We start from the raw sequence: 22,935 nt of genomic DNA on the forward strand, positions 1-22,935 counted from the left end.
GGTCGCCGGGTGCTGGCAAGTTCAACCAGGAGGTTGTTCGATGATGCCGCACGCCCGCCCTCAGCTCGCGGGGCAGTTCACCCGGCGACGGGTCCTTCAAGTAGCCGGAGCCGGGGTGGCGCTGGCCGCCGTACCGGGTCTGGCGCACGCCCAGACCAGCACGATCACGATCCCCGCGCTGCCGTCGGCGCGCACGACCGAACTCGCCCGTACGCAGAACTCGCTGAGCGCCAGCGAACTCCGCTCCACCGGCTACTACCTACCCGCGGACACCGCCCTCAACGTGGTCGTCCACGCCGGAAGCCTGGCGCCGACGCTCGTGATCGGCGCACCCGACGCCGACGCGCGCAAGGAGTTCAAGTCACCGCGGGCGTACCCGCTCCAGGTCGGCCGCAACACCGTCACCGACGCGGGCGGGGGCGTCGTCTACCTCAAGCTGATCGGCGACACCGGCCAGGCGAAGGTCAGCATCGGCGAGCAGGCTCAGCCGATGCCGTACTTCGTCCTCGGCTGCACCGGTGAGGCCGAGTTCCAGCGCCAGCTCGACGAGCGCCTCACGCCGTACGTCGAACTTCTCAGCCCGCACGCGATGATCACCGTCGAGCGTGCGTCCGCTCTGACGTACCGCACCGAGAACCACACCGACCTGCTGTCCACCTACGAGGAGATCATCCGGATCGAGGACGCCACCAGCGGGTACGACGGATCCGCGCCGCAGCACGTCCGCCTCGCGCATCGGTACCACTTCGTCGGGTACCCGTCCGCGATCACCGGGGTCGGGGCGTACGCGACCCACGGCCACATGTCGTTCCCGCCGCCGATCCAGGACCGGATGCTGACCGTCGCGGCGCTGCGGACGCGTGGCTGGGGCATTTACCACGAGCTCGGCCACCAGCATCAGCAGATCACCTACAAGCCGAGTTCGCTGACCGAGGTGACGGTCAACGTCTACTCGCTCGCGGTGAACGCGGTGTTCGCCACGAAGTACGGCCAGCAGCCGCGGCTGCACGCACCGGACGCGAAGACCGGCCTCACGCCCTGGCAGAGCGCCCCCGGCAAGCTCCGTTCCCCAGGCGTCAACTACGGCACCACGTTCGATCCCTACGAGAAGCTGGTCATGTTCGAGCAGCTCCGCCTGGCGTTCGGCGACACCTTCTGGCCGAACCTGCACAAGCTCGTCCGGGTGGAGCGTCCGTACGCCAGCGACTACACGGACGAGGTGCTCCGGCTGCGCAACCTCGTCGTACTCAGCAGCCGTACGGCCGGCCACGATCTGAGCGACTTCTTCCGCGCCTGGGGCGTCCCCGTCGACGCCGAGGCAACCGCCCAACTCACCGCCCTCCACCTCACCCCGCCGCCCACCGACCCCACCACGATCCGCCAGTAGAACAGCAGCCGCCGGTGCCCGGTCGAGTCGTGCATCTTGGCAGCCATGGCTCGGCGTGCCCAGGCCGGTCGTCGGGCATTGCCGGTTGCCGGGAGGAGCGACACCTTCCGGGTGCGGCGGACAGGCAATATCAGGTGCGAGCCCACCAGAACCTGTCTCACGGCCCCGCAGTTCACCAGGTCAGTTGGACACTCGGACAGGACGAAGGCACCCACCGGGTCGAGGTGGGTGCCTTCGTCGTTCAGGGGAGCCGCAGTACTCGGTGGGCTCAGTCCTTCAGGAAGAGTTCGATGACGCAGGTGTCGACGTCGGGTGCGCGGTTCGGGAGTTTGAGGGTCAGGGTGTTGTCGGGGAGGCCGGTCAGGTAGGTGTGCCCGGGTGCGGACGGGTCGACCTGTACCCGCTTGACCTCGGACGCGTCGTGCAGGAACTGCGCGTACTCGACCCGGTCGCCCAGGCCCGGCAGGTGGAGATGACCCATCGGCCACGCGAACACGTGCAGGTACAGGCGGCGGCCGTTCTGCGTGTAGCGGCAGTCCGCCGGCGGGACGTACGTGCTCGGCCCGCAGTCGCGGATCGAGCGCTCGTGCAGCCGCATCCAGGAACCGATCCCGGACAGTACGTCGAGGGCGCGCGGCTCCCACGCGCCGCGTCCGTTCGGGCCGACGTTGAGCAGCATGTTGCCGCCCTTCGAGACCGCGTCGACCAGCATCCGGATCAGCAACGCCGGCGACTTCCAGTCGTGGTTGTCGCGGTGATAACCCCAGCTGCCGTTGAGCGTGTGGCACGCCTCCCACGGCACCTGCGTACCTTCGCCGGCCGCCACCTCGTTCCCGGGCGGCTGCACCTGCTCCGGCGTGGTGAAGTCACCCGATCCGAGGCCCAGTCGATTGTTGACCAGGATCCCGGGCTGCAACTCTCGTACCATTGTCAACAATTCGGACGATCGCCACTCGTCCGGACCTTTCGCGTTGAACCCGCGATCGGCGTACGAGAAGTCGAACCACATCACGTCGATCGTGCCGTACCCGGTGAGCAACTCGCGGACCTGACCGTGCAGGTAGTCGGCGTACTTCGAGACGTCGCGGTCCGCCGTACGGTCGATGAAGTCCACGTCCTTGCGCTGCGGGTGGTACAGGTCGACCGGGAACTCCGGGTGGTGCCAGTCGAGCAGCGAGTGGTACAGCCCGATCCTGAACCCGCGCTCGCGGAACGCGTCGACCATCGGCGCGAGCAGATCCTTGCCCCACGGCGTGTTCGGCGCCGAGTAGTCGGTGAGCTTGGAGTCCCACAGGCAGAACCCGTCGTGGTGCTTGGTGGTGATCACCAGATAGCGCATGCCCGCGTTCCACGCGTCGTCCGCCCAGCGCACCGGGTCGTACAGGTCCGGCGAGAAGTGGTCGAAGTACGGCTGGTAGTCGGCGTCGGTGAGCTGTTCGTACGACTTCACCCACTCGTGCCGCGCGGCGGCCGCGTAGATGCCCCAGTGCACGAACAGCCCGAACCTTGCCTCGGTCAACCAGTTCATCGCGGGCTCGCACCGCCGAGCGCCGACTCGAACTCGCCGCGGATCTTGTCGCCGCCGTCCTTGGCCCACTTCTTGACCGCGGTGTCGAACGCGCTGATCGGCTTCCGCCCCGCGATCACGTCGTTGCGGACATCGGTCAGCGCCTGCCCGATGTCACCGCCGGACTTGTCGTTGGTCGGCGAGATCAGCGACGCGGTCGGGTCCTTGACGACCATGCCGATCAGCTTGGTGAGGTCCTCGTGCGCGCGCTCGACGTACGTCGGGAACTGTGCGTTGTAGAGCGTCTGCGGCGGCGCGGTGATGTACTTCCACGGCACCGTCATCTCCGCCTCGCCCTTGCTGGTCAGCGTCGGGTTGCCCTTCGCGTCGCGGGTGAAGTCGACGCCCTCGACGCCGTACGTGAGCAGCAGGTTCTCGGTGCTGCCGAACGGCGCGGCGAAGAAGTTCGCCACCGCCAGCAGCTCCTTGGCGCGCTTCTCGTCGGCCTTCTTCATCAGGGTGTAGGCGAATAGGATGTTGTCCGACCAGGTGTTCGCCTTGCCGCCCTTGGGCGCCATCGGCACGAACGCCCGCGGGTCGTTCTTCGGGTCCAGCCGGGACATGTCCTTCACGTAGCCGGAGTACGCCGGGAACCCGTCGTACACCAGTGCGCCCTTGCCGGCGCGGAACGCGTTCTTCCGGGCGGTGCCGTCGATGCCGTCGGAGCCCGGCACGGTGACGCCGGCCTTGACCAGCTCGACGGCGAACTCGAGCGCCGCCTTGTACTCCGGCGTCTCGAAGCTGCGGACCAGCTTGCCGCCGTCGTCCTTCCAGCCGTTCGGCACGCCGAACATCTGCTGGACCATCGTGAAGAACGTGTTGCCCTTCGAGTTCACGATCGCCCACTGGCCCTGCTGCGGCTTGGTCAGCTCCTTGCACGCGGCCAGGAAGTCCTCGGCGGTGGCCGGGTACTCGATCCCGGCGGCGTCGAAGAGCCGCTTGTTGTAGAAGCCCGCGCCGCCGGTGATGCTGCGCGGGATCGGCAGCCCGTAGATCTTGTCCTGCACCACGCACGCCTGCCAGATCACCTGCGGGATGTTGGCCAGGTTCGGGTAGTCCTTGACCTTGTCACCGGACAGGTACGGCGTGAGGTCCGTGCACTTTGCCGACAAGAAGGCCGGTAGATTGTTGACAAGAGTGGAATCCGACAACAGGACAAGATCCGGCAGTTCGTTGGCCGCCAGTACCGTCTGGAACTTCGTCGCCCAGTCGCTGTCCGGGACGATGGTCAGGTCGAGGGTTCCGCCGAGCTGCTTCTCGACTGCCTGCCAGGCCGTGTTCTTGTCCTTCGCCGGCGGCAGTGGGTCGAAGATGTCGGTCATCACGCTCACCTTGCCGCCCGCCAGCGGCGGCGTCTTCACGGTAGTGACGAGGTCCTTCGGATAGGTCAGGTAGCCGGGCGGTACGCCGTCCGCGGTTCCGGCCAGATCCGGCTTCGGCCCCTCGAACGCGACGTACGTCGGGAGCGTCACGGTGGAGGCCCGCGCGGGGCCGGCCGCCGTACCGCCGTTGCTGCAGGCAACCAGCGTCGGTACGCCGGTGGCGCTCATCACGGCGACGCCGACGGCGCTGCGCAGGAAGTTCCGGCGACTGAGAGATGGGGTGGTCACGGTCTTTCTCCTAACCCTTGATGGCGCCGGTGAGTACGCCCTTGGTGAAGTAGCGCTGCAGGAACGGGTAGACGCAGAGGATGGGGACGAGCGCCACGACGACGACCGCCATCTGCACGGCCTGGATCGACGCCACCGCCTCGCCGGGTGACTCGGTGGCGCCGCCGACCGGTTGGCCCTGCAGGACGTAGAGGCGCAGGACGAGCGGCAACGGCCACTTGCCGGTGTCGCTGAGGTAGAGCAGTGCGTTGAAGAACGCGTTCCAGTGGCCGACGGCGTAGAAGAGCGCGACGACCGCGAGGACCGCCTTCGACAGCGGCAGCACGATCCGGAGCAGGATCGCGAGGTCGCCGGCGCCGTCGATCCGCGCGCTGTCGAGCAGCTCGGCCGGGATGTTCTGGAAGAAGTTGCGCAGGACCAGGAAGTTGAAAGCGCTGACCAGGCCCGGGACGATCAGCGACGCGTACGAGTCGTAGAGCCCGAGCGCCTTGATCAGCAGGAAGTTCGGGATGATGCCCGCGCCGAACAACATGGTGAACAATACGCATGTCAACACGAACCGCCCGCCGACGATCGGACGGCTGAGCCCGTACGCGAGTGCGATCGTGACGACCAGGTTCAGCGCCGTACCGATGATCGTGATCCCCGCGCTGACCAGCAGCGCGTGACTCACCACACCGCCGGCGAAGATCGTCTTGTACGCCGCCAGCGTCGGCTCGCTCGGGAACAGCGGGATGATCCCGCCGCGCCGGGTGATCTCGGACTCGCCGGCCAGGCTGGTCGCGACGATGTTCACGAACGGGTAGAGCACCAGCAGACAGACGACCGCGATCACCATGCCCTTGATCGCCAGCCCGGCCTTGGTCGGTGCCTCCATCCAGGGCGGCCGCTGCGAAGTTTTCATCGGGAGTAGATCCCTTCGTGGCCGAGGCGGTGGGCGAGTTTGTTGGCGCCGAGGATCAGGACCAGGCCGATGACGCCCTTGACCAGGCCGACGGCGGCGGCCGGACCCCACTGACCGTCGAGGACGCCGTGGAAGTAGACGTAGGTGTCGAGTACCTCGGCCGCGTCGGCGCCGACCGCGTCGCGTTGCAGCAGGATCTGCTCGAAGCCGACCGAGAGAATGCTGCCCAGGTTGAGGATCAGCAGCAGCAAGGTGACCGGCACGATGCCCGGAAGCGTCACGTGCCACAGCCGGCGCCAGCGGTCCGCCCCGTCGATCGCGGCGGCCTCGTAGTGCTCGGTGTCGATGTTGAGCAGCGCGGCGAGGTAGATGATCGTGCCCCAGCCGGCGTCCTTCCAGATCAGCTGCAGCGTCACGAGCCACGGAAAGAAGCCGGAGCTGGTCATCAGGTCGACCCGCGGCAGGCCGAGCTCGCCGAGGAACTGCGGGAGCAGGCCGGTGCCGCCGATCAGCTGCTGGCTGATCGAGATCAGGATCACCCAGCCGATGAAGTGCGGCAGGTACACGACGCTCTGCACGAACCGCTTGATCTTCGGGCTGATGATGCTGTTCAGCAGCAGGGCGAGACCGATCGGCGCGGGGAAGAACAGAACCAGCTGCAGTACGGCGAACTTCAGTGTGTTGAGCAGCGCGCGGTAGAAGTCCGGCTCGGCGAACACGCTGAAGTTGCCGAGGCCGACCCACGGGCTGTCCTTGAAGCCGAGGTACGGCTGGTAGTCCTGGAAGACGATCACGTTCCCCAGCAGCGGCACGTAGTGGAACACCACGAAGAACAGGAAGCCGGGCAGGACCAGCAACAGCATCACGCGGTCGCGCCGCAGCCTGGCCCCGAGACTCGGCCCACTCTGCACCCGGCGTGCCGCCTGGCGGGCGGCCCGCGAGGCGGCGCGGTCCGGCGAGCGGCCGGAGGATCGGCTGACGCGATGCATGAGGCGGCTCCTGGTAGTAGTAAGCGTTTGCTGTCCCGGGTGGCAGTAACGATGAAACGTTCACCGCCTTGCTGTCAAGCGCCCGGGAAGATTGTCTTGACCTTCATCAGGCTTCCTGTCTACGGTTTTCAGTAACCGTTTACTAGGAGTGATCCGTGCCGAAACCTGAAACCGACCGAGGCGCCAGTCCGCGGTTGCGCACGCTCGTGGCGATGCCCGCGGAGACCTGGTCGGAGGTACTCACCCCAGCAACCCGCAGCCGCCTCGCAACAGCCACCGAACTCCTCGGCGTACAGGCTGGTGGGGTGCCGCGGTTGCGGGGGTCGTTCGGGGAGGTGGCGGACGAGCTGGCTGCGGCTGAGGTGTTGCTGACTGGGTGGGGGTGTCCCCGGATCACCGCCGAGGTGCTCGACGAGGCGCCGAAGCTGCGGGCGATCGTGCATGCGGCCGGCACGATCAAGACGTTCGTGGATCCGGTCGTGTTCGAGCGCGGTATCGAGGTTTCGTCGGCGGCCGCGGCGAATGCGGTCCCGGTCGCCGAGTTCACGCTCGCGGCGATCGTGCTGGCCGGGAAGCGGGCGTTCCGGCATCGCGACTGGTACCGGACCTCCGGGACGAAGCGTCCGTTGCCAGGGGCACCGATTCTCGGCACGCTCGGTACGACGGTCGGCGTGCTCGGCGCCTCGCGGATCGGGCGATTGGTGCTGGAGCGGCTCCGGAGCCTCGACGTCGACGTACTGGTGAACGATCCGTATCTGAGCCCCGCGGAGGCGGCGGAGTTCGGGGCGCGGTGGTGCGAGTTGCCGGAGCTGTTCGCGGGCAGCGACATCGTGAGTGTGCACGCGCCGTTGCTGCCGGAGACCGAGGGGCTGGTGTCGGCGGAGCTACTGGCTGCGATGCCGGACGGCGGGGTGCTGATCAACACCGCGCGAGGTCCAGTCGTGGATCACGCCGCGCTGGAACGCGAGTGCGTCTCCGGCCGGCTCGACGCGATCCTCGACGTCACAGATCCCGAACCCCTGCCGCCCGACTCACCGATGCTCCACCTCCCCAACGTCTTCGTCACGCCGCACCTGGCCGGTGCCATGGGCAACGAGTCCACCCGACTGGGCGAAGCCGCCGTCGCCGAGATAGAACGCCTGTCCACCGGCCGCCCCCTCGCCCATCCCATCCACCGCGACGACCTGGGACGGATCGCATGACGGCGTGCAGCTGGACAGGAGGTGTCAGTCGACTGGGCAGTGCACCTGAGCGTGATCGTCTCCGCGCGTACAGCGTCTCACCGGTGCACTACCTGTCGATCTGCACGTCACCCGCCCTGCACCGGCCCGCCACACAGGGGCGGATCGCATGAAGTTGCCGGCGTCGGATCGGGTGTTGAGTTCTCGGACTGGGTATTCGCGGGGGACCTGGTTGGCGGTTGCGGATCAGTTGCTGGACTCGTTGGTGCCTTGGTTTTCGGGGAGTGGGGCGCTGGTGCGGTTGCCGGGGCGGGGGAGTTGGTCGGGGGCGGACTGTGATGGGTTGGAAGGGTTTGCTCGGTCGTTTCTGCTGGCTGCGTTTCGGATTGCGGCGGACGGCGGAGACGATCGGCTGGTCGAGCGGTACTCGCGCGGGTTGGTGGCGGGTGCGGCGGGTGAGTGGCCGCGGTTGACGCCGTGTTCGCAGCAGATGGTGGAGGCGGCGGCGATCGCGGTCGGCCTGCACGAGTCGCGGGCGTGGTTGTGGGACCGGCTGGACGACCGCGAGCAGACCCATGTCGTCGACTGGCTGAGCGGGTTCGTCGGCTCCCGGACGTGGGACAACAACTGGCGGCTGTTCCAGGTCGTCGGCGAGCAGTTCCTCGCCTCCGTCGGAGCGCCGTACTCGCAGGACGACATCGACGCGGGTCTCGACCGGATCGAGGACTGGTACGTCGGCGACGGCTGGTACTCGGACGGTCCGGGGCAGAACTTCGACCACTACATCGGCTGGGCGATGCACCTGTACCCAGGCCTGTGGACGCGGATGGCGGGACCGTCCGCTGACAGTCGGCTGGCCGTGTATCGCGAGCGCCTGCATCGCTTTCTCGAGGACGCCGTACACCTCACGGGCTCCGACGGCGCACCGGTTCACTTCGGTCGGTCGCTGTGTTATCGCATGGCCACCGCGGCGCCGTACTGGATGGGTGCGCTGCTCGACGCCACGCCGCTGACGCCCGGTCAGACGCGTCGGTTGTGCTCTGGAACGCTGCGCCACTTCGTCGACCACGGTGTGCCGGACGATCGTGGGCTTCTGTCGCTTGGTTGGCATCATCAGTTCCTGCCGACCACTCAGCCGTACTCCGGACCTGGGTCGCCTTACTGGGCTTCGAAGGGGTTTCTCGGGCTGCTGCTCCCGGCCGACCATGACGTTTGGACTGCCCGCGAGTCCGCCTTGCCGATCGACGAGCATGACCAGGTACGGGCGATGCTGGCGCCCGGGTTCCTGATCCAGGCCACGAAAGACGACGGCATCGTGCGCCTCCTCAACCACGGCAGCGACCACAATGCCGAGGGCGACGCCCACTACAACCGCCTCGCCTACTCAAGCCGAACCGGCCCGGAGCTCACCGACGAACAACTCGACAACCACATCAGCCTGGTTGGCGACCACCGGATGCGCATCCACCGCAGCGGCGTAGCTGCCGATTCGGCGGCGTCGTGGTGGGAGGCCGGTGGGACGCGGATCGATGTGGCGAGTGTTGTGCAGGGGCGGATTGAGGTGCGGTGTGTGCTGGTTGACGGGCCGGAGGGTCTGGTGCGCCACGGGGGATACGCCGTGGCGGGCGAGGACGCACCGGAGGTGACGGCACGAGACACCTGGGCGCAGGCGACCCGGATCGACAGGTTGACGTCAGTGGTGGTCGGGCTGCACGGGTACGACCGGGCAGCCGTACGGCGTGGGCTCGACACGAACGCGTTCGGGCCGCATTCCGCGACGCCGTACCTGGAGGCTCAGCACGATGGGAAGGGTCCGCTGGTGCTGGTGTCCACGGTGGTACTGTCCGGCGACACGGTCTGGCCGCGGCAACTGGCTGAGAGCATCGAGGTGACGGTGCGCGGGCTGCACGTCACCGTCCGGTTCGCCGACGGTACGACGGCCGACGTACAGCTGGGTGAGGAGGTGGGTGATGGCGGCGGAACCGCCCCGGTCGAGGGCGCGCCGGCGTGACCCCGAGTCCGCCCGCACCATCCGGGACGTGGCCGCCCGCGCGGGCGTCTCCACGGCGACCGTCTCTCGTGTTGTCAACGGCAACTATCCGGTCGCGGCCTCGACTCGGGCCGCGGTCGAACGCGCGATGCGGGACCTCGGGTACGTCGCGAACGCGCACGCCCGCGCCCTCGCCGGGTCCACCACGCGCGTGGTCGGCATCGTGGTCAGCGAGATCGTCGATCCGTTCTTCGCCTACATCGCCCGCGGGGTCCAGTCCGAGGCGCTCGCGTCCGGCCGCCTCTGCCTGGTCTGCTCGACGCAGGGCGGTGAGTCGGCCGAGCTGCGGTTCGTCGACCTCCTGCTCGAACAGCGCGCCGACGCAGTGATCCTGGTCGGCGGCGCGGTCGAGGACAAGGAGTACTTCGCCGCGGTCGGGCAACGCGCCCGCCAGTTGGCGAACAACGGGTCGAGTCTCGTGCTCTGCGGGCGGCCGGGGCTGGAGGCGGGCGTCCCGGCGTACGCGGTCGAGTACGACAACATCGGCGGCGCGGCGGCGATCACCGATCACCTGCTCAGCGCCGGCCACACCAAGATCCTGTACCTGGGCGGACCGACGACGCTGTCGACGACGACCGCCCGGCTCCGCGGCTTCCGGCAGGCGTACGCCGCGCGCAAGCTCGAGCACGACCCGAGCCTGGTCCGGACCGGCGCGTTCGGCAGGCAATGGGGCTACCAGCAAACGCTGGCGGCCCTCGACGACGGCCTGGACTTCACCGCGATCTTCGCCGCCAACGACATCGTCGCCGCGGGCGTGTACGCCGCCCTGCGCGAGCGCGGCCTGCGCATCCCGGACGACGTGTCGGTGGCCGGGTACGACGACGTACCGGTGGCGACCGAGCTGCAGCCCGCGTTGACGACCGTCCGGGTCCCGCTGGAGGAGCTCGGGCGGGCCGCCGTACGGGCCGGGCTCTCCGGTCAGGAACCGAGTGCGGACCCGTTCGCGCATCAGCAGCCGATGACCACGCTCGGCACCGTCGTCGTGGTCCGCGACTCGGTCGGCCCGCCCGCGCAGCGCTGATCACTCACAGCGAACTCCCAGCGTCGGCGGCCCTCGGTGATCGCGGCGATTCACAGCGTGACCAGCGGTGACACTATGTCAGGACCTTGTGACGCCCGTGTCTCAGCGTGACGACGAGATGCTTGACATATCCACCGCGGACACCTGAGACTCAGCTCACTTTCGCGATCCGAGAGCGCTCTCAACCCGTCCAGTTCCAGGGAGCTGTGAAATGCGGCCCAGTGCCCGCTATCGCCCCGTAGCCGGCGTCCTGGCCTGCGCCGCGATCCTCTTCGCTGCTGCCTGCGGCGGCGGTTCCACCCCCGAGTCCGGTGCCGCCGAAGCGGACGGGCCGAAGGTCGAGCTGACCATCGCCACCTTCAACGAGTTCGGGTACGCCGACCTGTACGCCGAGTACGAGGCCGCGCACCCGAACATCTCGATCGTGGAGCGGCACGCCAAGACTGTCGACGACCACGTCAAGAACCTGGACGCGAACCTCACCCGCGGCACCGGCCTGGCCGATATCGAGGCGATGGAGGTCAGCTGGATCTACAAGTACCTGGCCAAGGACGACAAGTTCGTCGACCTGCGCAAGTACGGCGCGGACGACCTGCGGGACCGCTGGCTGGACTGGAAGGTGGCCGGCGCGACGACGCCGGACGGGAAGATCATCGGGTACGGCACCGACATCGGGCCGGAGGCGATCTGCTACCGGCGCGACCTGTTCGCCAAGGCCGGGCTGCCGACCGACCGGGCCAAGGTGGCGGAGTTGTTCCAGGACTGGCCGTCGTACTTCGCAGCCGGGCGGAAGTTCGTGCAGCGGGTCCCGGGCTCGGCCTGGTACGACTCCGCGGTGCTGACCTGGGAAGCCATGCGCAACCAGCTCATCCAGGCGTACTACTCGAACCAGGACCGCTTCCTCGGCGACGAGAACCCGCTGCTGAAGACCACCTGGAACCAGGTGGTCGCGGGCAGCAAGGACGGCTTGTCCGCGCGGCTGCCGGCCTGGAGCGACGCCTGGAACGCGGCGTTCCGCAGTGACAAGTTCGCGACGATCGCGTGCCCGGGCTGGCTGCTCGGCGTGATCCAGGACAACGCGGGCGCCTACGGCAAAGGCAAGTGGGACGTCGCCGACGTGTTCCCCGGCGGCGGTGGCAACTGGGGCGGGTCGTACCTGACCGTGCCGGTGCAGTCGCCGCATCCCGAGGAGGCCGCCAAGCTGGCCGCCTGGCTGACCGCGCCGGAGCAGCAGGTCAAGGTGTTCAAGAAGATCGGTTCGTTCCCGTCCACGCTCGACGCCTACAACGACCCGCAGGTGAAGTCGCAGGTGAACGCGTACTTCAACAACGCGCCGGTCGGGCAGATCTTCGTCAACCGGGCCCGCAACGTGATCCTCAAGCAGCACAAGGGTCCTCGCGACGGCGAGGTCAACCAGATCTTCAGCGCCGCACTGTCCCGCGTCGACGACAGGAAGCAGCCCGCGGACGCCGCGTGGAAGCAGGCCGTCGCCCAGGCAGAGAAGGTCGCCGACACCCGCGTCGGCAACTGAAGCAACACACCCCTCCGCGTGGCCGACGACTCACGCGCGTTCGACCGGGGAGGTACTACGGTGTGAACGCGGGCCAATCGAGAACTGAGGAGGGCCGATGAACGAGTCTGGTTCTCCGACGCTGGAGCAGGTCGCGGCGCTCGCCGGGGTGTCGCGGGCAACGGTCTCGCGGGTCGTGAACGGGTCGCCGAAGGTGCTGCCGGACACGGTCGCCGCCGTCGAGCAGGCGATCCTGCAACTCGGCTACGTACCGAACCGGGCGGCCCGCGCGCTGGTGACCCGGCGCACCGACTCGATCGCGATCGTCGTACCGGAACCGGACAGCCGGGTGTTCTCCGACCCGTTCTTCGCCGGCATGCTGAGCGGTGTCAGCCGGACGCTCGCACCGACCTCGTCCCAGCTCGTGCTGCTGATCGAGCCGGCCCCGGAACCAACAGGGGCTGACGACCAGCGGCTCCTGCGGTACCTGCGCGGCGGGCACGTCGACGGCGCGATCGTCATCAGCCACCACGGCCGCGACAACGTGCTGCAGGAGCTGGCGCAGCTGCCGTTGCCGATCGTGTTCAGCGCGCGGCCGCTCGGGGTCGACGTACCGGTGGCCAGTGTGGACGTGGACAACGTCGCCGGCGCCCGGACCGGCGTCGAGCACCTGTTGTCGATCGGCCGCCGTAAGATCGCCACGGTCGCTGGGCCGCTCGACATGACCGCCGGCATCGACCGCCTGACCGGCTACCAGGAAGTGATGAAGGAAGCCGGACTGCCGGCGATGGTCGCGTACGGCGACTTCACCGCCGACGGTGGTGAGCAGGCGACGCTGCGGCTCCTGGACGAGCACCCGGACCTCGATGGCCTGTTCGTCGCGTCCGACCTGATGGCGACCGCGGCCCTCCGTGTCCTCTCGCAACACGACCGCCGCGTCCCCGCCGACGTCGCGGTGGTCGGCTTCGACGACTCGGTCCTGGCCACCACGACCACCCCCAAACTCACCACGGTCCGCCAGCCGGTCGAACAACTGGGCGCCCGCCTGGCCGAGATCCTGCTGGCCAAGATCGCCGGCGCCGACCTGAGGTCCCCCGAGATCTACGACACCGAACTGATCATCCGCGACAGCGCCTGAAGCTCACGGCGGGTCGTTCTCGAACTGGAACTGGACGCGGATGGAGCTGTCCAGCGGCAGTACGACGGTGGTGTTCGACGCGGACCAGTTCGCCGGCACCAGGAACAGCCGGTTCTCACCGACCACTAGCAGCCGGAGACCGCGATACCGGTAGTTGAACGTCTGCCCCGCACCCGCCCGCAGCGCGGTCTCCTCGATACCGGGGGAGCGCAACGCGAGCTTCTCCTTGGTGTCGAGGATGACGACCGGGAAGCGGTTCGGGTGGCGCGCGTCGGACTTGGCCAGGCCGCGGCCGGTGTACTGCGCGGTGGTCGCCGCGGTCCAGAAGGCGCAGGTGACGGTGACCGCGGCCAGCAGAACGATCAGGACGCGTTGCGAGCCGCGGGCCGGGTCGGCCTTGCCGCGGAGATAGGTCAAGTAGGCAAGCACGGCGGCGGACAGACCGATCACGGCAGGTACGACGAGGGCGTAGTAAGCCGCCTGGCCGATGAGCGGATACGCGAGCAGGCACGCCACACCGATGAGCAGGATCACCACGGTGATGCGGGCGGCTCGGCGTACGGCGCCCGGCGTCGGGTGGATCGCCTTGTGGAGCAGGAGGGCGGCGACTGCGAGCAGCGTGAGCACGAGCAGCGGGACCGAGAGCGGTTGTGGACTGCGCATGACGTAGTCCTGTGTGCTCAGCCCGATCGTGTCGACGTCGATTCCGAAGTACTCGTACTGCGAACGCGCCGACACGTACCCGAAGTAGAACAGCAGCGCGCTGACCAACGTCACCGGTGTGACGATGCCTGCCGCGAAACTGATCCACCGCTCGGCCTGCGACCGCTCGTCCGCCATCGTTCACCCACTCGACGGTGTCTCGAGCGGAGTTTCGGGTGGCAGCGCCGTGAGGGTGATCTGGCTGCCGCCTAAGGTCTCCAGGGTGTCGCACACCTCTTGGCTGTCGCAGGTCGCGGTGGCGGGGATGATCAGCGAGACCGTCCCTTCGCGGGCGATCTGCTGGAAGCCGACCCAGCACTGCGGTGTGTTCTGCGCGGTCCACTCCAGGCCGGCGCAGGTCTGGGCGTCGGACCGGCAGCCGGACGGGTCGACCTCGAAGACCCCGGTCGGGTCGAAGGACGGCGTACCGAGTCTGATCGTCACCCCGGCCGGGATCTCGCCGGCCAGCCAGCTGATCGGGTTGCAGTTCGACCCGTCCTCGGGGACACCGCCGACCGGCAGCGACGCGATCTCGATCGACGGCTTGGTCTGCTGCGACTGTGTCGGTTCGGCCTCGGTCGGCTCGGGGCTCGGCTCGCCGGTGGCCTCGACCGTGACGGTCGCGTCCGGCGGCGAGTTGTCGCCTGACGTGCCGGAACACCCCGCGACAGGCCCCGCGACAGTTAGTACAGCCGCAACCGCCATCGCCCAGACGCGCATGACGACCACCCCCACCCCAAGGATGACCCTGCGTGCAGAACTCGACAACCTTTTGTTCACTCTCCGCTGCGACAACCACCACAACCGTGGTATCTCTGAGTGAAAGGGGGGCCGAATGACCGACCACGAGATCCGGATCGCGCTGGTTCTGAACGGCGGTGTCAGTCTGGCGGTCTGGATGGGCGGCGTGACGCACGAGCTGGATCTGATCCGGCGCGCGTCCGGCGGCGACGGTGCTCCCGGTCCGCAGCCGTACGATGCCGTGCTCGCGGATCGCTGGCGGGAGCTGTGCCACCGTGGCGAGGAACGGCGCCGGGTGGTCGTCGACGTGATCGCGGGGACGAGCGCCGGCGGTCTGAACGGTTCGCTGCTGGCCACCGCGATCGCGAACGGCTCGACCCTCGACCCGGACGGCGGCGGCAACGGTCCCTGGCTGCGGCAGAAGTGGATCGGGCTCGGGTCGCTCGACGTCGGCAAGCTGGTGCCGTCCGCGGGAGCCAAGTCGACCTCGGTGCTCGACGGCAAGTACTTCCTCCGACAGCTCGAGGACCTGCTCAAGGGCGTCGCCGATGCGGGCGAGAGCGCCGCCGAGGAACCGGTGACGTTGTTCGTGACCGCGTCCGGGCTGGGCGTGCAGCAGTTCGAGGCGAAGGACGCCGCGGGCCAGGCGTTCGTCGTACCGGATCATCGGTATCTGTACGGCTTCACGAGTGAGGACGCGCCGACGTACGACGGTGCGCGGCGGAAGTTCGGCGTCGAGGAGAAGAACGGGCTGAAGGACACCGACCTGCTCGCGCGGGCGGCTCGTGCGAGCGCGTCGTTCCCGGCCGCGTTCGGGCCGGTGCTGGAGACACCCGAGCTGGCCGCCCAGCCGCCGCGGATCCAGCCCGGCCCGGCCGAGTCCGGATCCTGGCTCGTCGACGGCGGCGTCCTCGACAACGCCCCGTTCGGTCCGGTGCTCGACGTCGTCGCCCGGCGTCCCGTCAACGGCAAGGCGACCCGCTACGTGCTGTACGTCGTACCCTCGGCCGGGATCGGGCACGCGTCGACCGCGTTGCCCGGTGCGAAGGAGCCGAGCTGGCGGGTTGCGGCACTGTCCGCGGTGCAGTTCCCTCGGGAGGTGGACTTCCGCTCCGACGTCGAGCAGCTGGAGCGTCTGCTGCTCGAGGCGGACGCGTCCTGGTCCGACGCCCAGCGCCTCTTCGACCGTTGCCTGAAGCAACCAGAGGAGCGGGCGCGGCTGAAGGCAGCCGCCGAGGCGCTGCAGCCGGCGTACTCGCGGGGACGCGCGGCCGGCGGTGTCTGGGAAGCCGTGACGGTCGCGAGTCACGACCAGTCGACCGTGCTGGACGCGGCGACCGCTTTGTCGGAATCGGAGATCGACGAGATCCTCACCACCGAGCATCCGTGGGTCCCGGCCCCGGACGGCTCCACGGCGGCGCTCCGCGACGATGCCGAGGGCAACCCGAGTTGGTTGTGGGGGACCGGCGCTGCCGAGCGGATCGTCCGGCTGATCCTGCGCTCGCTGCGGAACCGGATCAAGGCGGCGCAGCCGGACGAGCGCGCCGACCTGGACAAGCGGCTGACCGCGGCGAGCGACTGCCTGATGAAGGTCCAGGCGGTCCGCGACGCACTCGAGGTCGAGCTGGCGGCCGCGAATCTCGACCTCCGCCCGGCCGGCGGCGCGGAAGCGGTCGCGGTCGGGCTGAACGACATCTTCGAGCAGCTCCAGATCCAGCGCGCGCTCGGCGACGCGTTCGCGACCCTGATTGCGGAGATCGGCTGGGAACTCGTGGACACCGCGCTCGAGGTCGAGATCGTGTCCCGCTGTACGTCGGCGCGCACGCCCCAGCAGCGCAGCGCCCCGTTTCAGTTCCTCCGCCTCGGGCCGGACATCCCACTCGCCGTCCTCGACGAGTTGCAGGAAGGGTCGATCGCCAACCAGCTGAACGACCGCATCCTGTACGGCAGCCAGGTGGGCCACTTCGGCGCGTTCGGCGCGGCCGACTGGCGGCGGTGGGACTGGCTGATGGGCCGGCTGCACTCCGTCGCGCATCTGGGTGCGATGCTCGGCGCGGACGCGGCCTGGATCCGCGAGACCCAACGCCAGGTGCTGCAGGCCGAGGGCTGGCAGCTGAACGAGGTCGCCGAGCGGATCGAGCGGCTCGCCCGGGACTTCCCCGTCGACGCCGGGATCGGCGCACTCGTGACGATGCGGGACGAACTGAACGCGTCACCCGAAGGCCGCGCGATCACCAAGGGGATCGCGGACCGGATGGTCGACGTCTCCGGTGGTCTCGGTCCGCAGGTCGGCAGCTGGGTGAAGGCGGCCGCGGGCCGCAAGCAACAGCCCGGTTCGTGGCTGCTGCGGACCGCGCGCTGGTTCACCGAACCGGCCCGGCAGACCGTGTGGGACCGGATGGTCCGCGGCGCCAAGCTCAGCCCCGCGCACCGGCCCGCCGTCTTCGAGCCATGGTTGCCTGCGGCAACAGCTGCGGCGGGCGTCGTACTGCTGGTGCTGTCCGTTGTCGTCGGCGCCGTCCGGATCCCGGCCGCCGTGCTCGCCGGCGCGGTCCTGACCCTCAGCGCGGTGCTCGGCGTCATCACCTGGTACGTACGCCGCGCCCGCCGCCGCATCCGCGCCTGGATCGAGAAACGGATGCCGGAGATCAGTCCAGGGTCACGAAATCGATGAGTTCCTCGACGCGGCCGAGGAGGGACGGGTCGAGGTCGGCGAAGCTGTTCACCTTGGACAGGATGTGTTTCCAGGCGGCGGCGACGTCGGCCTGATCGGTGGCCGGCCAGCCGAACGACTGCAGCACGCCCTTCTTCCAGTCCTGCCCGTGCGGGATCCGCGGCCACGCCTTGATGCCGACCGACGACGGCTTGACCGCTTCCCAGATGTCGATGAACGGGTGTCCGACCACGTGCACGTACCGGTTCGACACCTGCGCGGCGATCTTCGACTCCTTCGACCCCTCGACCAGGTGGTCGACGAGTACGCCGAGCCGCCGGCCGGGACCGGGCTGGAACCGGTTGACGATCTGCACCAGGTCGTCGACGCCTTCGAGGTACTCGACCACGACGCCCTCGATCCGCAGGTCGTCGCCCCACACCTTCTCGACCAGCTCCGCGTCGTGCCGGCCCTCGACGTAGATCCGGCTGGCCCGCGCCACCTTCGCGCGGACGTTGTCGACGGCCACCGATCCGGAGGCGGTCCGGGTCTTCTTCGCCGGACCGGCCTTCTTCGGCGGCTTCAGGCTGACCGGTTTGCCGTCGATCCAGAACCCCGGACCGAGCGGGTACGTCCGGATCGTGCCGTGCCGGTCCTCCAGGTCGACGACGCCGTGCTCCCAGCGCACGATCGCTCCGACGAACCCCGAACTCGGCTCCTCGACGACCATCCCCTTCGCGATCTCGACCTCGACGGTCCGCCCGTTCTTGGGCTTACGCCAGTCCCCACTGAGTACGTCGTTCCCATACCTGTCGGCCACGCGCCAACTCTAGTAAGTGGGAGCGGCATGCGTGGCCGTCGACTGGCGGCTCGGCGCGGTGAGTGTCAGAGCGAGGTACGCCACGAAGCCGACGACGAGACCGACGGCCCAGGAGTAGTCGTACAGCGGCTTGAGGAACGGGATCAGGCCGTCCGCGGGGAACGGGCCGGCGCCCGGGTTCGAGTACGCGCCGCCGACGGCGAGCAGTGAGCCGAGCAGCGTGGCGACGACACCGCGCCAGTTCCAGCCGGAGGCGTACCAGTAGCGGCCGCCGGGCCGGTAGAGGTCGGCGAGGTTCAGGTTCGTCCGGTCGATCACCCAGTAGCCCGCGATCAGGACGCCGGCCACCGACGCGAGCAGACCGCCGTAGAACGACAGCCACACGAAGATGTAGATCGACGGGTCCGAGATCAGCCGCCAGGGCTGGATCACGATGCCGATCACGCCGGTCAGCAGACCCGCGGTCCGGAAGTTCAGCCACCGCGGCAGCGCGTTCGCGAAGTCGTACGACGGACTCACGACGTTGGCGGCGACGTTGCAGGACATCGTCGCGAGGATGGCCATCACCAGGCCGATCGTGACGATCACCGGGTTCTCGAACCGGCGGGTGAGCTCGACCGGGTCCCAGATCGCCGAGCCGTACAGCACCACGGTGCCGGACGTGGTGATGATCGAGACCAGCGCGATGAACGACATCGTGGTGGGCAGGCCGATGATCTGGCCCCAGACCTGTTGCCGCTGGCCTTTCCCGAACCGGGTGAAGTCCGGCATGTTCAGCGACAGCGTGGCCCAGAACGCGATCATGCCCATCAGCGACGGCGCGAAGATCTTCCAGAAGTCGGCGTCCCAGCCGAGTTTCGACGGCTGCGACAGGATCGGCCCGAACCCGCCGGCCTTCACCAGGATCGCCACCATCAGCGCCACGAACGCGACCGTCACCAGCGGCGCCGCCCAGTTCTCGAACCGGCGCAGTCCTTCGATCCCGCGGAAGATCAGCACCATCTGCAGCAGCCAGAAGAAGCCGAAGCTGAGCCACAGCGTCCAGGGGTGCCCGCCGATCGCGGACGCCTCGACCCAGCCCTTGCCGAACAGCTCGCCGACGATCACGTAGATCGCCTGCCCGCCGATCCAGGTCTGGATCCCGAACCAGCCGCAGGCGATGAAGGCCCGCAGCAGCGCCGGGAAGTTCGCGCCGCGGACGCCGTAGAACGCCCGCGCGAAGACCGGGAACGGGATGCCGTATTTCGTTCCCGCGTGACTGTTCAGCAGCAGCGGAACCAGGACGATCAGGTTCCCGAGGGTGATCGTGAGGAACGCCTGCAGCCAGTTCATCCCGATCGCGACCAGGCCGGACGCGAGCAGGTAGCTGGGGATGTTGTGCGCCATCCCCATCCACAGCGCGGCGTAGTTGTACGTCGTCCAGGTGCGCTCGGGCAATCGGGTCGGGGCGAGCTCCGCGTTGGCGTACGCGCTGTCTGCCAGGACGGCGGGATCGGCGAGTTCTACTCGTCCATCGGGGTGAACAGTTTGCGTGGCCATGTAGTTCCACCCCATCCGGTCGGGCGATGTCCGTTCCGAACAAGTTGCGCGACGGGATGACTTCGTGTCAACGGACAACTACCGAAAGGGCAGGAAGTCGGGTCAGCTCGGGCCGAGGAGCGGGAGGCTGGGGCGTTGCGGGGTGCCGAGGGCTGCGTAGCCGCGGCGGATGGCGTCCTGGAGTTTGCCGACCGGCCACGGCCAGTCCTCGGTGTGCTCGAGTGCCTTGTCGAGCGGAGTGCCGGCGTGGTGCAGCGTCGAGATCGTGTTCGCGACCTTGCCCAGCTCGATCGCCTGGTCGGTGGCGAACGCGACGTCGACCACGGCCCCGTGCCCCGGAACGATCTTCGCGTCCGCGGTCATCATGCCGATCGCGCTCTGCACCGTGTCCGGCCATTCGAGCGGGAACGAGTCCTCGCCGTACGACGGCGGCGCCGACTCCTCGATCAGATCCCCGAGGAAGAACACGTTCACATCCGGTACGCCGACCACGGTGTCGCCGGAGGTGTGCCCGTTGCCGACGTACAGCAACTCGACGCGACGGTCGCCGAGGTCGATGACCTTCGCGACCGCGAACGTCGTACCGGCGAGCTTCTCCTCGGCGGCGGCGTTCTCGTGCAGGTAGACCGTCGCGTCGGTGAAGACGCTGTTGCCGGCCACGTGATCGAAGTGCGCGTGGGTGTTGACGACCCACTTCACCGGTGCGTCCGTCAGCTCGCGGATGTGTTCGCGGAGCTGCTCGGCCTCTTCGGTGGTGGCGCGCGTGTCGATCACCAGCGCGCCTTCGGCCCCGACGACGAGGCCGACGTTCAGGTCCCATTCGTCGTACCGGCGGACCCACGTGCGATCGCCGATCTCGGCCCAAGCGCTCATGATCCCGAGGTTACTTGCCTCGATTACTTGCTCAGTACGTCGCCCCTGGCCACCTGGTCCTTCGCGAGGCCGCGGAGCAGCAGCCCGACGTTGTCGCCGGCCGTCGCGGTCTGCACGGTCTTGCGGAACATCTCGACCCCGGTCACCTCGACCTGGAGCAGCGGCTGCCCGGCCCGGCTGAGCAGCACCTGCTCGCCGACCGTCACCGTTCCGGCCTGCACCCGCCCGGTCACCACGGTGCCCCGGCCGGTGATCGAGAACACGTCCTCGACCGTCATCCCGAACGACCCCACCGGCAAGCTGTCCTGCGGCCGCGGCGGCCCCGGAAAACTGTTCGGCTGCGCATGCCCGCGGGCAAGCATCTCCTGCGGATCCATCGGATTCGACCGCTTCCAGAACTTCCAGCCCATCCTTCGACACTAGCGGTTGGCAAGCCCCGCGCTCGCGACTTAAGGTCGCAAGTGTTCCGATCGGAACTCCGAAACTTTCGAAGGGTGACCGGTGTGACGACACGACGTGCTGTGGTGGTCCGGGGCGGCTGGGAAGGGCACTCGCCGGTCGAGGCGACCGACCTGTTCATCCCGTTCCTCAAGGAGAACGGGTACGACGTCACGGTCTCCGACTCGACCGCCGCCTACCTCGACCTGGACGGCGTCGACCTCGTCGTGCAGTGCGTGACGATGAGCGAGATCGAGCCGGACCACTTCAAGGGACTGGAGGCGGCGATCCGGCGCGGCACCGGGTTCGCCGGCTGGCACGGCGGGATCGCGGACTCGTTCCGCAAGAACGTGGACTACAGCTTCATCACCGGCGGGCAGTTCATCTCGCACCCGCACGGCTTCACCGACTACCGCGTCAACATCATTCCTGAACAATCGGACCATCCGATTGTCGACGGCATCACGCACTTCGACGTGCACACCGAGCAGTACTACATCCACTACGACCCGACCAACAACGTGCTCGCGACGACGACGTTCGAGTCGCACCCGGACTACCCGTGGATCGAGGGCGCCGTGATGCCGGCCGTCTGGACCCGGACCTGGGGCGAGGGCAAGGTCTTCGTCTGCACGGTCGGTCACAAGCTCGACGACCTGGAGACGCCCGAGGTGCGCACAATCGTGGAGCGGGGGCTGCTGTGGGCGAGCAAGTGACCCGCGTCGGCATCGTCGGCACCGGCGTCATCTCCGGCACGTACCTCGACCACCTGGGCAAGCTCCCCGGCGTCGACGTGGTCGCGGTCGCCGACCTGGACCTCGCCCGCGCTCAAACGATTGCCGACCAGAACCCGGCCATCCGCGCGACGTCGCCGGAGGAGCTGTACGCGGCTGACGACATTGAGATTGTCGTCAATCTGACGATCCCCGCCGCCCACGCCGCCGTGCACCAGGCCGCGGTGGCGGCAGGCAAGCACGTGTACGGCGAGAAGCCGCTGGCCATGGACCGCGCCGAAGCGGAGCCGCTGCTGAAGTACGCCGCCGCCAACGACCTCCGGATCGGCTGCGCACCGGACACGGTGCTCGGCACCGGCACCCAGACGGCTCGTGCGGTGATCGACCGCGGCGACATCGGCACCCCACATGCGGCGACCGCGTTCATGGTGACGCCGGGCCACGAGCTGTGGCACCCGGCGCCGGAGTTCTACTACCAGCCCGGCGGCGGACCGGTCCTCGACATGGGCCCGTACTACGTGACCAGCCTGGTCACGCTGCTCGGGCCGGTCGTTCGCGTCACGGCCCGCGCGGGCCGGGCGAAACAGCAGCGGACGATCCACACCGGACCGCGGGCCGGGACCGTGTTCGACGTGGAGGTGCCGACGCACGTCACCGGCGTACTGGAGCACGAGTCGGGCGCGTTGACCACTGTGCTGATGTCGTTCGACGTGTGGGCCGGGCGGCTGCCGCGGATCGAGGTCCACGGTACGGACGGCAGCCTGTCCGTTCCGGACCCGAACGGGTTCGACGGGACCGTCGAGATCGTGACTCCGGAGCAGCGTGAGTGGACCGAGGTGCCGGTCGCGGGCGGGTACGCCGGGGCAGGCCGTGGGGTCGGTGTCGCGGACATGGCCCGGGCGTTGCGCACCGGCGAGCCGCACCGCGCGAGCGGCGAGCTGGCGTACCACGTGCTCGACGTACTGGAGTCGTTCGTGGACTCCGCCGTACAGGACCAGCCCCTCGATGTGGCCAGCACCGTGACACGTCCCGCGGCCGTTCCGTTGGGAGCGTCGCCCGAGACCGCCTAGACTGGCAC

19 protein-coding genes are annotated in these 22,935 nt (G+C 68.6%); 9 read left to right on the forward strand and 10 right to left on the reverse strand.

Annotation, left to right across the window (positions count from 1 at the left end; translation table 11 throughout):
• Window positions 1-40: 40 nt before the first annotated feature.
• Window positions 41-1,387, forward strand: coding sequence for a M60 family metallopeptidase (locus E0H50_RS20220; RefSeq protein WP_202868229.1), 1,347 nt, complete (start codon window positions 41-43; stop codon window positions 1,385-1,387).
• 268 nt (window positions 1,388-1,655) lie between these two features.
• Here the strand turns inward: E0H50_RS20220 and E0H50_RS20225 are convergent, their stop codons facing one another.
• Genes E0H50_RS20225 through E0H50_RS20240 form a run of 4 tightly spaced genes read right to left on the reverse strand, consistent with a single transcriptional unit; the run spans window position 1,656 to window position 6,457 of the window.
• Window positions 1,656-2,915, reverse strand: coding sequence for an alpha-L-fucosidase (locus E0H50_RS20225; protein ID WP_131290752.1), 1,260 nt, complete (start codon window positions 2,913-2,915; stop codon window positions 1,656-1,658).
• The gene (locus E0H50_RS20230; RefSeq protein ID WP_131290755.1) at window positions 2,912-4,564 is read right to left on the reverse strand and encodes a type 2 periplasmic-binding domain-containing protein; all 1,653 of its coding nucleotides are present in this window, start codon (window positions 4,562-4,564) and stop codon (window positions 2,912-2,914) included. The genes E0H50_RS20225 and E0H50_RS20230 overlap by 4 nt, the downstream gene beginning before the upstream one ends.
• Window positions 4,565-4,574: 10 nt before the next feature.
• The gene (locus E0H50_RS20235; protein WP_238151091.1) at window positions 4,575-5,468 is read right to left on the reverse strand and encodes a carbohydrate ABC transporter permease; all 894 of its coding nucleotides are present in this window, start codon (window positions 5,466-5,468) and stop codon (window positions 4,575-4,577) included.
• Window positions 5,465-6,457 carry an ABC transporter permease gene (locus E0H50_RS20240; RefSeq protein ID WP_238151092.1) on the reverse strand — a complete coding sequence of 331 codons (993 nt, stop codon included), beginning with the start codon at window positions 6,455-6,457 and terminating at the stop codon, window positions 5,465-5,467. The genes E0H50_RS20235 and E0H50_RS20240 overlap by 4 nt, the downstream gene beginning before the upstream one ends.
• Before the next feature lie 155 nt (window positions 6,458-6,612).
• Between E0H50_RS20240 and E0H50_RS20245 the strand changes: the two genes are divergently transcribed.
• The 5 genes from E0H50_RS20245 to E0H50_RS20265 all read left to right on the forward strand — a co-directional run bounded on the left by E0H50_RS20245 (window position 6,613) and on the right by E0H50_RS20265 (window position 13,357).
• Window positions 6,613-7,659 carry a hydroxyacid dehydrogenase gene (locus E0H50_RS20245; protein ID WP_238151093.1) on the forward strand — a complete coding sequence of 349 codons (1,047 nt, stop codon included), beginning with the start codon at window positions 6,613-6,615 and terminating at the stop codon, window positions 7,657-7,659.
• A gap of 148 nt (window positions 7,660-7,807) precedes the next feature.
• Window positions 7,808-9,649, forward strand: a complete 1,842-nt coding sequence (locus E0H50_RS20250) for a DUF2264 domain-containing protein (RefSeq protein ID WP_131290771.1) — start codon at window positions 7,808-7,810, stop codon at window positions 9,647-9,649.
• Window positions 9,609-10,709 (forward strand): LacI family DNA-binding transcriptional regulator, encoded by a 1,101-nt coding sequence (locus tag E0H50_RS20255; protein WP_131290774.1) that lies wholly within the window; start codon window positions 9,609-9,611, stop codon window positions 10,707-10,709. The genes E0H50_RS20250 and E0H50_RS20255 overlap by 41 nt, the downstream gene beginning before the upstream one ends.
• Window positions 10,710-10,920: 211 nt before the next feature.
• Window positions 10,921-12,240: an ABC transporter substrate-binding protein gene (locus tag E0H50_RS20260; protein ID WP_131290777.1), complete on the forward strand. Its 1,320-nt coding sequence runs from the start codon at window positions 10,921-10,923 to the stop codon at window positions 12,238-12,240.
• 97 nt (window positions 12,241-12,337) lie between these two features.
• The gene (locus E0H50_RS20265; RefSeq protein ID WP_131290780.1) at window positions 12,338-13,357 is read left to right on the forward strand and encodes a LacI family DNA-binding transcriptional regulator; all 1,020 of its coding nucleotides are present in this window, start codon (window positions 12,338-12,340) and stop codon (window positions 13,355-13,357) included.
• Between the two features lie 3 nt (window positions 13,358-13,360).
• Here the strand turns inward: E0H50_RS20265 and E0H50_RS20270 are convergent, their stop codons facing one another.
• Window positions 13,361-14,197, reverse strand: a complete 837-nt coding sequence (locus E0H50_RS20270; protein ID WP_131290783.1) for a hypothetical protein — start codon at window positions 14,195-14,197, stop codon at window positions 13,361-13,363.
• A gap of 3 nt (window positions 14,198-14,200) precedes the next feature.
• Window positions 14,201-14,779: a hypothetical protein gene (locus E0H50_RS20275; protein ID WP_131290786.1), complete on the reverse strand. Its 579-nt coding sequence runs from the start codon at window positions 14,777-14,779 to the stop codon at window positions 14,201-14,203.
• Between the two features lie 115 nt (window positions 14,780-14,894).
• On the opposite strand from E0H50_RS20275, the gene E0H50_RS20280 reads away from it, so the two are divergent.
• Window positions 14,895-17,474: a DUF3376 domain-containing protein gene (locus E0H50_RS20280; protein ID WP_131290789.1), complete on the forward strand. Its 2,580-nt coding sequence runs from the start codon at window positions 14,895-14,897 to the stop codon at window positions 17,472-17,474.
• Here E0H50_RS20280 and E0H50_RS20285 read toward each other — a convergent pair.
• From E0H50_RS20285 to E0H50_RS20300, 4 genes are all read right to left on the reverse strand, one after another.
• Window positions 17,449-18,273, reverse strand: a complete 825-nt coding sequence (locus tag E0H50_RS20285) for a DUF3097 domain-containing protein (RefSeq protein WP_131290792.1) — start codon at window positions 18,271-18,273, stop codon at window positions 17,449-17,451. The genes E0H50_RS20280 and E0H50_RS20285 overlap by 26 nt on opposite strands.
• Before the next feature lie 9 nt (window positions 18,274-18,282).
• On the reverse strand, window positions 18,283-19,812 hold the full coding sequence (locus E0H50_RS20290; RefSeq protein ID WP_165547222.1) for an NCS1 family nucleobase:cation symporter-1: 1,530 nt from the start codon (window positions 19,810-19,812) through the stop codon (window positions 18,283-18,285).
• A gap of 102 nt (window positions 19,813-19,914) precedes the next feature.
• The gene (locus E0H50_RS20295) at window positions 19,915-20,685 is read right to left on the reverse strand and encodes an MBL fold metallo-hydrolase (protein WP_131290798.1); all 771 of its coding nucleotides are present in this window, start codon (window positions 20,683-20,685) and stop codon (window positions 19,915-19,917) included.
• 23 nt (window positions 20,686-20,708) lie between these two features.
• Window positions 20,709-21,095 (reverse strand): EF-Tu/IF-2/RF-3 family GTPase, encoded by a 387-nt coding sequence (locus E0H50_RS20300; protein WP_131290801.1) that lies wholly within the window; start codon window positions 21,093-21,095, stop codon window positions 20,709-20,711.
• A 93-nt stretch (window positions 21,096-21,188) separates the two neighbouring features.
• Here E0H50_RS20300 and E0H50_RS20305 point away from each other — a divergent pair, with 93 nt between their 5' ends.
• Together E0H50_RS20305 and E0H50_RS20310 are read left to right on the forward strand one after the other, a co-directional pair.
• Window positions 21,189-21,839, forward strand: a complete 651-nt coding sequence (locus E0H50_RS20305; RefSeq protein WP_238151094.1) for a ThuA domain-containing protein — start codon at window positions 21,189-21,191, stop codon at window positions 21,837-21,839.
• Window positions 21,824-22,927, forward strand: a complete 1,104-nt coding sequence (locus E0H50_RS20310; RefSeq protein WP_131290804.1) for a Gfo/Idh/MocA family protein — start codon at window positions 21,824-21,826, stop codon at window positions 22,925-22,927. Before E0H50_RS20305 ends, E0H50_RS20310 begins: the two co-directional genes overlap by 16 nt.
• Window positions 22,928-22,935 lie beyond the last annotated feature (8 nt).

Origin of the sequence: Kribbella sindirgiensis (assembly GCF_004331435.1) — a bacterium.
GTDB classification, from domain to species: Bacteria; Actinomycetota; Actinomycetes; order Propionibacteriales; family Kribbellaceae; genus Kribbella; species Kribbella sindirgiensis.

Excerpts from the sequence above, each read along its gene's own strand:
- E0H50_RS20235 (WP_238151091.1), bottom strand. The coding sequence starts at position 5,468 with ATGAAAACTTCGCAGCGGCCGCCCTGGATGGAGGCACCGACCAAGGCC.
- E0H50_RS20300 (WP_131290801.1), bottom strand. The coding sequence starts at position 21,095 with ATGGGCTGGAAGTTCTGGAAGCGGTCGAATCCGATGGATCCGCAGGAG.
- E0H50_RS20240 (WP_238151092.1), bottom strand. The coding sequence starts at position 6,457 with ATGCATCGCGTCAGCCGATCCTCCGGCCGCTCGCCGGACCGCGCCGCC.
- E0H50_RS20295 (WP_131290798.1), bottom strand. The coding sequence starts at position 20,685 with ATGAGCGCTTGGGCCGAGATCGGCGATCGCACGTGGGTCCGCCGGTAC.
- E0H50_RS20220 (WP_202868229.1), top strand. The coding sequence starts at position 41 with ATGATGCCGCACGCCCGCCCTCAGCTCGCGGGGCAGTTCACCCGGCGA.
- E0H50_RS20275 (WP_131290786.1), bottom strand. The coding sequence starts at position 14,779 with ATGCGCGTCTGGGCGATGGCGGTTGCGGCTGTACTAACTGTCGCGGGG.
- E0H50_RS20260 (WP_131290777.1), top strand. The coding sequence starts at position 10,921 with ATGCGGCCCAGTGCCCGCTATCGCCCCGTAGCCGGCGTCCTGGCCTGC.
- E0H50_RS20250 (WP_131290771.1), top strand. The coding sequence starts at position 7,808 with ATGAAGTTGCCGGCGTCGGATCGGGTGTTGAGTTCTCGGACTGGGTAT.
- E0H50_RS20225 (WP_131290752.1), bottom strand. The coding sequence starts at position 2,915 with ATGAACTGGTTGACCGAGGCAAGGTTCGGGCTGTTCGTGCACTGGGGC.
- E0H50_RS20280 (WP_131290789.1), top strand. The coding sequence starts at position 14,895 with ATGACCGACCACGAGATCCGGATCGCGCTGGTTCTGAACGGCGGTGTC.
- E0H50_RS20255 (WP_131290774.1), top strand. The coding sequence starts at position 9,609 with ATGGCGGCGGAACCGCCCCGGTCGAGGGCGCGCCGGCGTGACCCCGAG.
- E0H50_RS20265 (WP_131290780.1), top strand. The coding sequence starts at position 12,338 with ATGAACGAGTCTGGTTCTCCGACGCTGGAGCAGGTCGCGGCGCTCGCC.
- E0H50_RS20270 (WP_131290783.1), bottom strand. The coding sequence starts at position 14,197 with ATGGCGGACGAGCGGTCGCAGGCCGAGCGGTGGATCAGTTTCGCGGCA.
- E0H50_RS20290 (WP_165547222.1), bottom strand. The coding sequence starts at position 19,812 with ATGGCCACGCAAACTGTTCACCCCGATGGACGAGTAGAACTCGCCGAT.